This window comes from Serratia sp. CY83965, assembly GCF_052166375.1.
GTDB lineage: Bacteria > Pseudomonadota > Gammaproteobacteria > Enterobacterales > Enterobacteriaceae > Serratia > Serratia marcescens.
Window position 1 is genome coordinate 1 of sequence record NZ_JBJNOV010000019.1, and the last position, 13,953, is coordinate 13,953.

A 13,953-nucleotide genomic window follows, 5' to 3' on the forward strand; every position below is an offset into this window, starting at 1 on the left:
GTCGCATTTGTTCATGAATACGATGATGAAAGGAACGCCAACCTGACGACCCAGCAGGATGTGCTCACGAGTCTGAGGCATTGGGCCGTCAGTCGCAGCTACTACCAGGATCGCGCCGTCCATCTGAGCAGCACCGGTGATCATGTTTTTCACGTAGTCGGCGTGCCCTGGGCAGTCAACGTGCGCGTAGTGACGAGTCGGGGTGTCATATTCAACGTGAGAGGTGTTGATGGTGATACCACGAGCTTTTTCTTCTGGCGCGTTATCGATCTGGTCGAAAGCACGTGCAGAACCGCCGTAGGTTTTAGCCAGTACGGTGGTGATCGCTGCAGTCAGGGTAGTTTTACCGTGGTCAACGTGGCCGATAGTACCAACGTTAACGTGCGGTTTTGTACGTTCAAATTTTTCTTTAGACACGGCTATATTCCTTACTATAGCGCTCTCCCCTTCTGGAGAGAGCACGGGACTTTGGTTTTAACCCTGCGGCTTATTTGCCACGGGCTTCGATTACGGCCTGAGCGACGTTGTTCGGTGCATCATCATACTTCAGGAATTCCATGGTGTATGATGCGCGACCTTTAGTCAGAGAACGCAGCTGAGTTGCGTAGCCGAACATTTCGGACAACGGTACTTCAGCGTGGATCTTAACGCCAGTCACTTCAGATTCCTGACCGCGCAGCATGCCGCGACGACGGCTCAAGTCACCGATAACGTCACCGGTGTTCTCTTCTGGAGTCTCAACTTCAACCTTCATGATAGGCTCAAGCAGAACTGGTTTCGCTTTCTTAAAGCCTTCTTTAAAGGCGATAGACGCGGCCAGTTTAAACGCCAGTTCAGAGGAGTCAACGTCGTGGTAAGAACCGAAGTGCAGACGAATACCCATGTCTACTACCGGGTAACCAGCCAACGGACCAGACTTCAGCTGCTCCTGGATGCCTTTATCAACGGCAGGGATGTATTCGCCAGGAATTACACCACCTTTGATGTCGTTGATGAACTCGTAACCTTTCGGGTTAGAGCCCGGCTCCAGTGGGTACATGTCGATCACAACGTGACCGTACTGACCGCGACCACCAGACTGCTTGGCGTGCTTACCTTCAACATCGGTAATCTTCGCGCGAATCGCTTCGCGGTAAGCTACCTGAGGTTTGCCCACGTTAGCTTCAACGTTGAATTCACGCTTCATGCGGTCAACGATGATGTCGAGGTGCAGTTCACCCATACCGGCGATGATGGTCTGGTTAGACTCTTCGTCAGTCCATACGCGGAATGACGGGTCTTCTTTAGCCAGACGGCCCAGAGCCAGACCCATTTTTTCTTGGTCAGCTTTGGTTTTTGGTTCAACGGCGATAGAGATTACCGGCTCAGGGAATTCCATACGCTCCAGGATGATTGGAGAGTCTGGATCACACAGGGTGTCCCCGGTGGTCACGTCTTTCAGACCGATCGCAGCGGCGATGTCACCTGCGCGAACTTCTTTGATCTCTTCACGCTTGTTGGCGTGCATCTGAACGATACGGCCGAAACGCTCGCGCGCAGCCTTAACGGAGTTCAGCACGGTGTCGCCGGAGTTAACAACGCCGGAGTACACGCGGAAGAAGGTCAGGTTACCCACGAACGGATCGGTAGCGATTTTGAACGCCAGCGCAGAGAACGGCTCGTCATCACTTGCGTGACGCTCAGCCGGAGTGTCTTTGCCATCGTCCAGGATACCGTTGATCGCAGGAACGTCAGTTGGTGCCGGCAGGTATTCGATTACCGCATCCAGCATCGCCTGTACGCCTTTGTTCTTGAACGCAGAACCACAGGTAACCAGGATGATTTCGTTGTTCAGCACGCGCTGACGCAGAGCGGATTTGATTTCTTCCTCGGTCAGCTCTTCGCCGCCCAGGTATTTTTCCATCAGCTCTTCGGAAGCTTCCGCAGCGGACTCGATCAGGTTCTGGCGCCATTCTTCAGCCAGATCCATCATGTCAGCCGGCACGTCTTCGTATTCGAAGGTTACGCCTGCGTCTTCTTCGTTCCAGTTGATCGCCTTCATCTTCACCAGGTCGATAACGCCGGTGAATTTGTCTTCTGCGCCGATAGCCAGCTGCAGAGGAACAGGGTTGGCGCCCAGACGAGATTTGATCTGGCCAACAACTTTCAGGAAGTTAGCGCCCATGCGGTCCATTTTGTTAACGAACGCGATACGTGGCACTTTGTATTTGTTAGCCTGACGCCATACGGTTTCAGACTGTGGCTGAACACCACCAACAGCACAGTAAACCATTACCGCGCCATCCAGCACACGCATGGAACGTTCTACTTCGATGGTGAAGTCAACGTGCCCTGGGGTGTCGATGATGTTTACGCGATGCGGTTCGAACTGCTTGGCCATACCAGACCAGAAGGCAGTAGTCGCTGCAGAAGTGATGGTAATACCACGCTCCTGCTCCTGTTCCATCCAGTCCATGGTGGCAGCGCCGTCATGAACTTCACCGATTTTGTGGTTTACACCGGTGTAGAACAGAATACGTTCGGTAGTGGTGGTTTTACCGGCGTCGATGTGAGCACTGATACCGATGTTACGGTAGCGTGCAATGGGTGTTGTACGAGCCATTTGATTCCTCTATTCCTAGGGCGTTCAAGTTCAGTTAACCCAAGCGGGCCGATTTGACGCGCCCGCTTGGTTAGCATGACTACAGCCGGGTGATTACCAGCGGTAGTGGGCGAACGCCTTGTTGGCTTCGGCCATACGGTGAACGTCTTCACGCTTCTTAACAGCAGAACCTTTGTTCTCTGCTGCGTCAGACAGCTCGTTCGCCAGGCGCAGAGCCATGGATTTATCACCGCGTTTACGTGCAGCATCAACGATCCAACGCATTGCCAGAGCATTACGACGAACCGGGCGGACTTCAACTGGTACCTGATAAGTAGAACCGCCAACGCGACGCGACTTAACTTCTACAGTCGGGCGAACGTTGTCGAGAGCGACTTCGAAAGCTTCCAGGTGATCTTTACCAGAACGCTGAGCCAGGGTCTCCAGCGCGGTATAGACGATTGCTTCTGCAGTAGATTTTTTACCGTCTACCATCAGGATATTTACAAATTTGGCCAGCAGCTCAGATCCGAACTTAGGATCTGGCAGGATTTTACGTTGGCCGATTACGCGACGACGTGGCATGGAAATACTCCGTTGTTAATTCAGGATTGTCCAAAACTCTACGAGTTTATTTTGACATTAAAGTTAAAACGTTTGGCCTTACTTAACGGAGAACCATTAAGCCTTTGGCTTCTTCACGCCGTACTTGGAACGAGCTTGCTTACGGTCTTTAACACCGGAGCAGTCAAGTGCACCACGGACGGTGTGGTAACGCACACCTGGCAAGTCTTTTACACGACCGCCACGGATCAGGATTACGGAGTGTTCCTGCAGGTTGTGGCCTTCGCCACCGATGTAGGAAGTCACTTCGAAACCGTTGGTCAAACGCACACGGCAAACTTTACGCAGTGCGGAGTTTGGTTTTTTCGGGGTAGTGGTGTATACGCGGGTGCATACGCCACGTTTCTGCGGGCAGGCTTCCAGCGCTGGAACGTTGCTTTTAGCAGCCTTCACAGAGCGTGGTTTGCGAACCAGCTGGTTAATTGTTGCCATTAAAAAAGCTCCTGGTTTTTGCTTCGTACTAGCTTCGTAAACATGTGATAAATCCCCTCGTATGCACTATTGGCAAAGTACGAGGACGCAGAATTTTAGGGCTGACCAGTATGGGTGTCAAGAAATATACAACATCACTCTCATTACCAAGCCATTTGGCTGCGGTGTTGTTCAGTTAATTCAACGAAGTGATTATAGCCGACGATAGTGATTTTGTGCGAAAAATGACCAACCAATCCCCGAGCTTCCAGGTCGTCCTGCAACGCATAAAGGGATATGGGGGCGGCGAGCAGCAATTCAAGATGGGCGCTGCCGGCAAGGCCTGCAAGCACGCCGTCCTGCAACAGCAGCAGCGCGTCGCCCTCCGCCGTCAGGCGCAGCAGCGCAGGTAAGTCACATTGGTTTGGCGAATGGCTCAGGGTATACAGCATCAGAGGATCCTAAAACGTCATCACGGCGTCGTAGCCGGCAAGCTCGCGGCGCAGTTCGTCCGGCGCCAGTACTTCCGCATCCAGCACCCAATCGTTCACCTGGCTCAATCCGCGTTCCTGCAGTGAAGCCTGGCACAGATAGCACCGCTCCACGTCATACAGCGGCAGCACGCCGAAGGTGGCAATGTAATTGCGCGCCAAAATCTTTTCCGGTTGCTGGCCCGGCAACAGCTGCAATACGCCATCGCCGACAAAAAACACCCCCACATCTTCACTGAGCGCCGACGTGGCGAGCAGCGCATCCAGCCCTTCCCTGCCGCTGGCGCCGCCGTGCGGCCCATGGGTGAAAACAAAAGCGACTCGTTTCATCCTATCCTCAGAACTGTACCAGACGGTCGCAACTTAGCGACGCTTCGGCCAGGGAACCCAGCCCGCTCAGGGTAAAACCGGGCTGCAGGTTGGCGCTTGCCAGCCCCTGCTGCGCCGCCTCCCGCTCGTCGGTGACGCCGCGGCGCAACGCGGCGGCCACGCAGACGTTGAGCGCCACGCCGTGTTGCTGAGCCAGCTGCGCCCAACCGCGCACCAGGTCGAACTCATCGCTGGCGGGCGCGGTCAGCTGGTTGGCGTTCAACACCCCTTCACGGTAGAAAAAGACGCTGGAAAGCCGGTGCCCTTTCGCCAGCAGGGCCAGCGCGAACTGATAGGCGCTGCTGGCCTGCTGCGTGCCGTAAGCCGGGCCGGTGACCAACAGACAATAATCGAGCATCAACGGTCGCTTCCCAACAGATCGCCGCTCTTGAACTGGCGGATGTACAAATACACGGTGTGTTTGGAGATATTCAGGCGATCCGCCACCTGATTGATCGCATCCTTGATGTCGAAGATGCCTTTCTCATAGAGGTTGAGCACTACCTGGCGGTTCTTGGCATTATTGGATACCGAGCGATCGGCATTCACCTCTTCGATGGTGAACTCCAGCGTCTGCGCCACCAGATCGTCGACTGAAGACGCGAAATTCACCGACGACGGCACGTCCTGCGTGGCCGGCGGCATAAAGGTCTGCATGATCTGCGAGAACGGCACATCGAGGTTCATGTTGATGCACAACAAACCGATTACCCGCTGTTCGCGATTGCGAATGGCGATGGTCACCGACTTCATCAGCACGCCGCTCTTGGCACGGGTGAAGTAGGCTTTCGACACGCTGCTGTCGTCGCCGGCCATGTCGTGCAGCATGCGCAGCGCCAGGTCGGTGATCGGCGAACCGATTTTACGCCCGGTATGTTCCCCGTTGGCGATGCGCACCGCTGAGCTGTTCAAATCTTCCAGCGCGTGCAATACGATCTCGCAGTGGCCGCCGATCAACATCGCCAGCCCATCGACCACCGCTTCATAGGATTTCAGGATTTCATGATCCGTTTGAGTAAACGGACGTTCATTCAGCAAATCAAGTTCGCTGGCTTCGCTGGATAAAAGCGAATTCGACATCGAAGATACCACCCTCATAGATCGCCTGTGCCAGGGGGCGCAGCTAAAACCGCTCGGACCGGATCGCTGCCGTCGTCGGCACGCCGCAGCGCGGCTGGCTGAGAGCAGCATAAACGGCACGATGACATCCGCGGGCGAGGCGGCCGGGAACAATTTTAGGTACACGCCCTAAGGGGCAGACGCATGACTGATAAGTCAGAATTATTAGTCTAGCAAAGCGACCGGAGCAAAGTCCTTGCGTTTGCGCGTGGTATTGACGTTAAGCCCGATGCCCGGCAGGCGTCAAGCGTTCAATGGAGAGAGAGGCGGCGGCGGCCGAAATGAAAACCGCCGCGGAGGGCATCCGCGGCGGTGGCAAACAGAGCGACGAGATTATTTCGCTTTGGCGTCTGCTTTCGCGTCAGCCGGTTTTTCGGCTTTAGCGTCGGCTTTCGGCGCCGCTTTCACGTCCAGCAGCTCAACGTCGAACACCAGCGTGGAGTTAGCCGGGATGCCCGGAACGCCGGTTTTGCCGTAGGCCAATGCCGGCGGGATCACCAGCTTGATTTTGCCGCCTTTCTTGATGTGCTTCAGGCCTTCGGTCCAGCCAGGGATCACGCCGTCCAGACGGAACGACAGCGGCTCGCCGCGGGTGTAGGAGTTATCGAACTCGGTACCGTCGGTCAGGGTGCCCTTGTAGTTTACTACCACGGTGTCGCTGTCTTTCGGCGCTTCACCCGCGCCCGGTTTCTCTACCTGGTACAGCAGGCCGGATTCGGTTTTCTTCACGCCCTTTTCTTTAGCGAAGCTGTCGCGGTACTTGGCGCCTTTGGTTTCGTTGTCCTTGGCGTCCTGTTCCATCTTCGCCTGAGCGGAAGCCTTCACGCGCGCTTCGAAGCCCTGCAGGGTCTTCTCGATGTCGGCGTCATTCAGCTTGCTCTTGTTGGCGAACGCGTCCTGAACGCCGGCGATCAGCTGATCTTTGTCCAGCTTGATGCCCAGCTTCTCTTGCTCTTTCAGAGAGTTGTCCATGTAACGGCCGAGAGACGCACCCAGTGCGTAAGCGGCTTGCTCGTCGTCGTTTTTGAACTTGCCGGTGCTCGGTGCTGCCGCCGCGTCCGCTGGTTTAGCGGCTTCTGCCGGTTTGGCGGCGTCGGCTGCCATGACCTGGGTCGCATTCAGAGCAAAAGCCATGGTGGTTGCCAGAAGCGTGACTTTAAACAAAGATTTCATCCATTTCTCCAGTGTCTGAAGCAATGCCCCAAACAATCATTAGGTAAGATAACCGGGCTACTATAGCTGCCTGAAACAAAACAAAACAGTCGCACAGGTAACCAATCGAGTCAAAGTGTGACTCCCGCTTTGCCAAGAAGTTTCCCCCTGCGTGCTACTCGCATGATAAATCAGATTTTTCTTGCAGAATATTCGGCGAGGTTAGCAAAAAACGGCGTATCGAGCGTGCAACTTTTCAGCACTTTACACTGCCGATCGCAACGTTGCGCGCCGCCTGGAGAAATAGCGCGAGCAAACCCGGCGTCAGCTGTTACCATAGCGCCGAATCAGGATTTTATCGCGTCAGAGGTAGCCTCATGCACAACGCCGACATTCAACGCCTGCTACAACGGCTTGAAGAACTGGAGAGCCGTCAGGCCTTCCAAGAGCTCACCATCGAAGAGCTCAACCAGACCGTCATCCAGCATCAAATGGAAATGCTGAAGATGCGCGAACACCTGCGCATGTTGACCGACAAGCTGCGCTCGACCCAAACCTCAATGATCGCCTCGCAATCGGAAGAAACCCCTCCGCCGCACTATTGAGGGCCCGCTGTACGGTTATTTCAGGCGTGCCAGCCCTTCGACGGCACGCTCGAGATACCGGCGCGGGCACCCCAGGTTGATGCGGATAAAACCGCTCCCCTGCGGGCCGAAACCGCTGCCCATCGACGGCGCCAGCTTCGCCACCGCCACCAGCGCCTGCTGTAAGTCAGCATCGTTCAAACCCAGTGCACGGCAATCCAGCCAGGCGAGATAGGTCCCTTCAGCCTGGGTCATCGAGCACCAGGGCGCGGCGGCCGCCAGCGCCCGCTCAAACCAACGCCGATTCTCCGCCAGGTAGCCGAGCAGCTCATCAAGCCAGGCAGCGCCCCGTTGATAGGCCGCGGTCGCCGCCGTCATCGACAGCGCGTTGAATACATCCAGCCCGTGGGCGTTCAGCCGATCGACAAACCCCTGCCGCAGCCGGGCGTTGGGGATCAGGAAATTCGAAATGCGCAGCGAGGAAAGGCCGAAGGTTTTGCTGGCGGACGTCGCCGCAATCGCTCGCTCGCGATATTTCTCGTCCAGGTGCAACACCGACGTAAACGTCTCGCCGGGCAGCAGCAGATCGGCCCAAATTTCATCGGAGATCACCGTGACGTCGTGGGCATGGCAAAGCGCCATGAGCCGCTCCAGTTCATCGCGGCGCCAGCAACGGCCTGTCGGATTGTGCGGATTGCACAGCAACAACAGCGGCGGTTTACGCTGCGCCAGACAGGCAGCCAACTGGTCGAAATCGATCCGATATCCCTGCGGAGTTTCCAACAGAGGATTCTCAAGCACCTCTCGGCCGTTCATGGTGACTATCTTGGCGAACGAGCCATAATACGGCCCCTGCACCACCACGCCGTCCCCCGGCTTGCTGAGCAGTTGGATCAGCATCGCCAATCCGGGCACCACCCCTTCAATCGACGTAAACCACTCGCGCCGCAGCGGCAAGTCGTGCCGCTTGGCGAACCAGTCGATCGCCGCCTGATAGTAGGCGTCGTCGCGTTCGCTGTAGCCAAAGACGCCGTGCTCCACCCGCTGATGCAGCGCCTGTTGCACCTCTGGCGGACATGGAAAATCGAAATCGGACACCCACATCGGCAACAGTTCGCTGCCATCCAGTTGCAGATAGCGGTCGATGAAGTCCCACTTCACGGAGCTGGTGTTGTGGCGATCGATGATGGCGTTGAAATGACTCGTCATGTCAGGCTTCCTTACGCTGCAAGTCGTTCTGAGGTTGAAGTTTGGCGATACCGAAGCCGGTGAACCCATAAATCAGGGCGAACACCACCGCGGCATAACATTGGATCGCCCACGGCAGCAGATCGAGCGTGCTGACTCCCAGCGTGGTCGCCATGTAAATACCGGCGGCCGTCCACGGGATCAGCGGCTCGATAACGGTGCCCGCATCTTCGACGGTGCGCGACAGGTTTTTGTTGTCCAGCCCCATGCGTCGATAGGCGCCTTTGAACAGCTCCGCCGGGATCAGCAGCGCCAGCTTGCCGTCACTGGTCGCGCCGGTCACCAGGATGGTGGTGGCAACGGTAGCGGCGATCAGTTGACCGGTGGTGTGCACCACTTTCAGCAGCCGGCTGATGATCACCGTCAGCGCGCCGGTCAGCGTCAAAGCGCCGGCGAAGGAAAAGGCGCAGAACACCAGCAGGATCGTACTCATCATCGAGAACATGCCGCCGCGGTTCAGCAGGCGCGGCACATCGGCGACGATCCCTTCGACGTTATGGCCCTGGCTGGCGAACATCGACAGATTGAAACCGTCCATCAACGCATTCAGCCCCTGTTGCAGGCTAAAACCCTGCAGCGCGACGCCGATGGCGATCGCCAGCGCGCAGGCGGCCAGCATGACGGGGATCACCGGCCGTTTAGTCACCGCGCCCCACAGCACCAGCACCGGCGGCAGGATCAACAGCAGATTGAAATGGTACAACCCCTCAAGCGCGCTGACGATTTCGGTCACTTTTTCCGGCGTTGCCACGCTGCCCACCGCGCCGGTGTGGCCGGCGATCAGGTACACCACGGCGGCCAGGATGAAGCTCGGCAGCGTCGTGTACATCAGATGCTGGATATGGCTGTAGAGATCGGTATCCGCGACGATAGCCGCGAAGTTCGTCGAATCGGACAACGGCGAAATTTTGTCGCCGAAGTAGGCGCCGGACACCACTGCCCCGGCCGCGGCGGCCAGCGGCACGTCCAGACCGGCGGCCACGCCCATCAGCGCCACGCCCACGGTGCCGGCCGCCCCCCACGAGGTGCCGGTGCACACCGAGATCACGCTGGTGATGAAGAACGCGGCGATCAGAATGTATTGCGGGCTAATCAGCTTCAGCCCCCAATACACCATGTAAGGGATTGTGCCGCTGATCATCCAGGTGCCGATCAGGCCGCCCACGCAGATCAGGATCATGATCACCGGCATCGCCTTAGCCAGCTTGGCCACGATGGCCTCGATGATGTCATCCCAGCGGTAGCCTTGCCACCAGGCCAACGCGGCAGCGATGGCGGCGGAAACCAGCAACAGCGGTTCAATGCGCAGGCCAAACTGGCCATAGCCGATGATGAGCAGCAACAGCATGGCCACAATCGGCAGCGTCGCCAGCCCAAGGTTGAGCGTTTTCTTATTATCCATATACGGCTCCTGTTGAAGAGGGGGTACTGCAACAGCGTAATGGCTTCGGTAATCGGAGGATGTGAGCGCAGGCCACTGGCCATGTAATCGGTTTCATGAGGTGGCGTTATGTGAACCGCCTCTCATTCGCCGCGCTTGCTTTGCTCAGGCCTCTCACCATCGGCGACGGAGTCTCGCAGGATAAGTTCGGCCGAAAAGCGGTTGTTCTGCGGCGCGACGTCGCTGCCGCTGTGGATTTGTAGCGCCAGACGCGCGGCACGTCGGGCCATTTTCTCTATGGGGTAATGCACGGTGGTCAACGCGGGGTGGAGGTATTTCGCCAGGGCAATGTCGTCAAAACCGACGATCGACAGCGCTTCAGGCAACGGAACTTGCCGTTGGTGGCAGGTGCGCATCATGCCGGCGGCCATCACGTCGTTGAACGTCACTGCGGCGGTGAAGCGTTGCTCGCTGGCCAGCACGCGCTCAGCCGCCAGTTCGCCCCCTCTTTCATTAAAGGGCACGCTGATGATCCAGCTGCCGGGCACCTCAATGCCGCCGGCGGCCATGGCCTGGCGGTAACCCGCTAACCGCTGCGCGCGGTCGTCGATCGGCAGATCCGTCGTCACGCAGGCGATTCTCCGATGCCCCTGACGAATGAGCAGCTTGGTCGCCGCCTGCGCCGCCTTGGCATTGTCGAGCCAAATACAACGATTGGCGATGGCCGGCAGGTAGCGATTGATCAGCACCAGCGCGGGCGTGTGGGCGGCGTAGCGCAGCAGCTCCTCTTCTCCCATGCGCGTGACGTGCGCCACAATGGCTTCGCATCCCTGATTGATGAGAAAGTCGAGGCCGCTTTTTTCCAGTTCGGCCTGATGCCCGCCGCTGCACAACATCAAACGCACGCCGGCCTGCCGCGTGATGTCTTCCACGCCCCGCGCCAGGCGTGAGAAAAACGGATCGTCGAGGTTGCCGGTCAGCAACCCCAGCATATTGCCGCTTCTTTTCGCCAGCGCCAGCGCGGCGGCGTTGCGGTGGTAGTTAAACTCGCGCATCGCTTTCTCGACGCGTTCGCGGGTCACCGGTTCAACGTAGGCGGTATTATTGATCACCCGGCTGACGGTGGCCGTGGAAACGCCGGCGCGGCGCGCAACGTCTTTCATGGTGGCCATGGCATGTCCTGTTGTGCCGTTCGGCGCCTGGTGCGCCGCGCATAAAAAAGGGCAGCCAATGGCCGCCCTCTTGTCTCGGGATTGCGTTCTGCTTAGTGGCAGCCGCAACCGCCGTTACCGCAACCGCCTTTACCGTGGTCGTGACCATGGTCGTGATCGTGGCTGTGGCCATGACCGCCGCAGCAGCCTTCACCGTGCTCGTGGTGATGGTCGTGCTCGCCGTGTACGTGACCGTGTGCCAGCTCTTCTGCGGTCGCTTCGCGGATCGCGACAACTTCCACGTTGAAGTTCAGGTTTTGGCCGGCCAGCATGTGGTTGCCGTCAACCACCACGTGGTCACCGTCAACTTCGGTGATTTCAACCGGTACCGGGCCCTGATCGGTGTCAGCCAGGAAACGCATGCCGACCTGCAGTTCGTCAACGCCCATGAAGACGTCTTTCGGTACGCGCTGCACCAGGTTTTCGTCGTAGTTGCCGTACGCGTCGTTCGCGCCGACGTGAACGTCAAAACGATCGCCAACGTCGTGGCCTTCGAGCGCTTTTTCCAGACCTGCGATCAGAGAACCATGCCCGTGCAGATAGTCCAGCGGTGCGCTCACCGGAGACTCATCAACCAAAACACCGTCTTCTGTACGTACTTGGTAAGCCAGGCTGACCACCAAGTCTTTTGCTACTTTCATGATATCTCCTACCGTTGGCTACTAGGACGCGCACCGTTATCGGGATGCGCGCCTTTTCCGGACAGATTGTAACGGAAATCTGCCTCGCTGTACCCTCCGGGATAAAAAAACGCTACTTCGGCTGGAAAATGCCGATCACCTGCTCTTGCGGGCGAACGTGTTTTTCCACCTGTTGTTCGGTCTGGCGCTGATGGTGGCCGCACTTGACGCACTCCACCACTTCCACCTGATCCTCCCGCCATACCGCCAATGTATCCATGGCGCTACAGCTCGGGCACACCGCCCCGGCGATAAATCTCTTACGTGTTGCAGACATAGTTATGCTCCCGCTTATTCGTATTCGTCCCAGCCGTCGAACTGGCGACTTTCTTTTTGCATTTCGCGATGGAACAGCTCTTCCAGCTCGCGCCGCGCCTCTTTCACGCGGGAAATTTGCGCCACGTCGCCCTGATGCGGCGGCATCAGTTCACGCAGCATGCGCATATCCAGGCGGCGGAAATGCTGCTGGGCGCGGAAGGCCTGATGCGGGTGCATGCCCAACTCCATCAACGCCTTGCGCCCCAGTTCCAGCGCGCTGGAGAAGGTTTCGCGGCTGAACTGTTTCACGCCCGCCTGCAGCAGCTCATGCGCCTCCACGCGGCCGCGTGCCCGCGCCAGAATGCTCAGATTCGGGAAGTGCTGTTGGCACAACCGCACGATCTCCATGGTGTCTTCCGGCTCATTGCAGGTGATCACGATCGACTTGGCCTTTTCGGCGCCCGCCGCGCGCAACAGCTCCAGCTCGGTGGCGTCGCCGTAATAAACCTGATATCCGTAACGCCGCAGCACGCCGACGGCGCTGACATCGCGTTCCAGTACGGTAATGCGCATTTTGTTGGCCATCAACAGGCGGCCGATCACCTGGCCGAAACGCCCGAAGCCAACGATGATCACCTGCGGATCGTCGTCCTCTACGTACGGCGTCTCCTCGTCTTCGCCTTTGGCGTTGTAGCGGCGCGCCAAAATGCGGTCGATGGCCTGCATGAGTAGCGGCGTGGTCATCATCGACAGCGTCACCACCACCAGCAGCAAAGAGAGTTGATCCGGCTGCAGCACCTTTTGCGCGCCCGCCGCAGAAAACAGCACGAAGGCAAACTCGCCGCCCTGGCTGAGCACGCCGGCAAACTGCAGGCGCACCGAACTACGCAGGCCGAACAGCCGCGACACCCCGTAGAGCACGCCGGATTTGACCGCCACCAGCGCCAACACGCCGATCAACACCTCGGCCAGATGGGTGTAGAGCACGCCGATATTCAACACCATGCCCACCGAGATAAAGAACAGCCCCAGCAGCAGCCCTTTAAACGGCTCGATAGAAATCTCCAGCTCGTGGCGGTATTCGCTCTCCGCCAACAGCACCCCGGCGATGAAGGTGCCGAGCGCCATCGACAGGCCAAGCGTCTCCATAAACAGCGCCGAGCCGAGCACCAACAACAGCGCCGCGGCAGTGAAGATCTCGCGCACGCCGGAAGCGGCGATATAGCGGAACAGCGGCCGCAGCAGGAAACGGCCGCCGATCAGCATGCCGCCAAACGCCGCCACCTTGAGCGCGATCTTCGCCCAGTCGTCGCTGGTGCCGCCGGCGCCGGCCAGAATGGGGATCAACGCCAGCGCCGGGATCACCGCCATATCCTGGAACAGCAGCACCGAGAAACCCAGCTGCCCGCCTTCGTTGCGGTTCATGCCCTTTTCGCGCATCAGCTGCAGCGCCATGGCGGTGGAAGACATCGCCAGGCCGATACCGCCGATCACCGCCGCCTGCCAGGCGAAGTGCGTCAGGTACAGCAGTGCGCCCAGCACCGCCGCGGTGATCAACACCTGGCCGGCGCCGGCGCCGAAAATCGAGCGCCGCAGCTCCCACAGCTTGCTGGGATTCAGCTCCAGGCCGATGATGAACATCAGGAACACCACGCCCAACTCGGAGAAGTGCAGGATCTCGTCGACGTCGCGAATGAAGCCCAACCCCCACGGGCCGATGGCGATGCCGGCGATCAGATAGCCCAGCACCGCGCCAATCCCCAGACGACGAGCGATCGGCACCGTCACCACCGCGGCGAACAGGAACAGCAAAATGGCGGTCAGTAAGGTCGATCCTTCCATGA

General features: G+C 58.2%; 16 protein-coding genes. 1 reads left to right on the forward strand and 15 read right to left on the reverse strand.

From position 1 onward, the window contains the following. From ACJ8PL_RS23490 to fkpA, 9 genes are all read right to left on the reverse strand, one after another. The coding region (locus tag ACJ8PL_RS23490; protein WP_154609674.1) for a GTP-binding protein at nt 1-417 on the reverse strand (417 nt) is incomplete at its 3' end. A gap of 70 nt (nt 418-487) precedes the next feature. After that, the gene (fusA, locus tag ACJ8PL_RS23495) at nt 488-2,602 is read right to left on the reverse strand and encodes an elongation factor G (protein ID WP_028127620.1); all 2,115 of its coding nucleotides are present in this window, start codon (nt 2,600-2,602) and stop codon (nt 488-490) included. A gap of 93 nt (nt 2,603-2,695) precedes the next feature. Next, nucleotides 2,696-3,166 carry a 30S ribosomal protein S7 gene (gene rpsG / locus ACJ8PL_RS23500; protein WP_004956203.1) on the reverse strand — a complete coding sequence of 157 codons (471 nt, stop codon included), beginning with the start codon at nt 3,164-3,166 and terminating at the stop codon, nt 2,696-2,698. A 96-nt stretch (nt 3,167-3,262) separates the two neighbouring features. After that, nucleotides 3,263-3,637 (reverse strand): 30S ribosomal protein S12, encoded by a 375-nt coding sequence (gene rpsL, locus ACJ8PL_RS23505; RefSeq protein WP_004930426.1) that lies wholly within the window; start codon nt 3,635-3,637, stop codon nt 3,263-3,265. Nucleotides 3,638-3,780: 143 nt separating this feature from the next. Then, entirely contained in the window at nt 3,781-4,068 is a 288-nt protein-coding gene (gene tusB / locus ACJ8PL_RS23510; RefSeq protein WP_016930327.1) for a sulfurtransferase complex subunit TusB, read from the reverse strand. A 9-nt stretch (nt 4,069-4,077) separates the two neighbouring features. After that, entirely contained in the window at nt 4,078-4,437 is a 360-nt protein-coding gene (gene tusC / locus ACJ8PL_RS23515; protein WP_016930328.1) for a sulfurtransferase complex subunit TusC, read from the reverse strand. Between the two features lie 7 nt (nt 4,438-4,444). Continuing rightward, entirely contained in the window at nt 4,445-4,834 is a 390-nt protein-coding gene (gene tusD / locus ACJ8PL_RS23520; protein ID WP_016930329.1) for a sulfurtransferase complex subunit TusD, read from the reverse strand. Next, nucleotides 4,834-5,556: a helix-turn-helix transcriptional regulator gene (locus ACJ8PL_RS23525; protein ID WP_004930418.1), complete on the reverse strand. Its 723-nt coding sequence runs from the start codon at nt 5,554-5,556 to the stop codon at nt 4,834-4,836. Before ACJ8PL_RS23525 ends, tusD begins: the two co-directional genes overlap by 1 nt. 372 nt (nt 5,557-5,928) lie before the next feature. After that, nucleotides 5,929-6,768, reverse strand: a complete 840-nt coding sequence (gene fkpA / locus ACJ8PL_RS23530; RefSeq protein WP_016930330.1) for an FKBP-type peptidyl-prolyl cis-trans isomerase — start codon at nt 6,766-6,768, stop codon at nt 5,929-5,931. A 356-nt stretch (nt 6,769-7,124) separates the two neighbouring features. Between fkpA and ACJ8PL_RS23535 the strand changes: the two genes are divergently transcribed. Beyond that, nucleotides 7,125-7,352 (forward strand): SlyX family protein, encoded by a 228-nt coding sequence (locus tag ACJ8PL_RS23535; protein WP_004930414.1) that lies wholly within the window; start codon nt 7,125-7,127, stop codon nt 7,350-7,352. 15 nt (nt 7,353-7,367) lie between these two features. On the opposite strand, the gene ACJ8PL_RS23540 is transcribed toward ACJ8PL_RS23535, so the two are convergent. The 6 genes from ACJ8PL_RS23540 to kefB form a co-directional block, all read right to left on the reverse strand. Next, on the reverse strand, nt 7,368-8,540 hold the full coding sequence (locus tag ACJ8PL_RS23540) for a MalY/PatB family protein (protein WP_049300702.1): 1,173 nt from the start codon (nt 8,538-8,540) through the stop codon (nt 7,368-7,370). 1 nt (nt 8,541) lies between these two features. After that, on the reverse strand, nt 8,542-9,981 hold the full coding sequence (nhaC, locus tag ACJ8PL_RS23545; RefSeq protein WP_016930332.1) for a Na+/H+ antiporter NhaC: 1,440 nt from the start codon (nt 9,979-9,981) through the stop codon (nt 8,542-8,544). Nucleotides 9,982-10,103: 122 nt separating this feature from the next. Further along, nucleotides 10,104-11,132: a LacI family DNA-binding transcriptional regulator gene (locus ACJ8PL_RS23550; protein WP_116404060.1), complete on the reverse strand. Its 1,029-nt coding sequence runs from the start codon at nt 11,130-11,132 to the stop codon at nt 10,104-10,106. Nucleotides 11,133-11,224: 92 nt separating this feature from the next. After that, a complete protein-coding gene (gene slyD, locus ACJ8PL_RS23555) occupies nt 11,225-11,812 on the reverse strand; it encodes a peptidylprolyl isomerase (RefSeq protein WP_004930407.1) in 588 nt (195 codons plus the stop codon). A gap of 112 nt (nt 11,813-11,924) precedes the next feature. Next, a complete protein-coding gene (locus ACJ8PL_RS23560; protein WP_015379274.1) occupies nt 11,925-12,128 on the reverse strand; it encodes a YheV family putative zinc ribbon protein in 204 nt (67 codons plus the stop codon). 14 nt (nt 12,129-12,142) lie between these two features. Continuing rightward, a complete protein-coding gene (gene kefB, locus ACJ8PL_RS23565; protein WP_015379275.1) occupies nt 12,143-13,951 on the reverse strand; it encodes a glutathione-regulated potassium-efflux system protein KefB in 1,809 nt (602 codons plus the stop codon). Nucleotides 13,952-13,953: the final 2 nt, after the last annotated feature.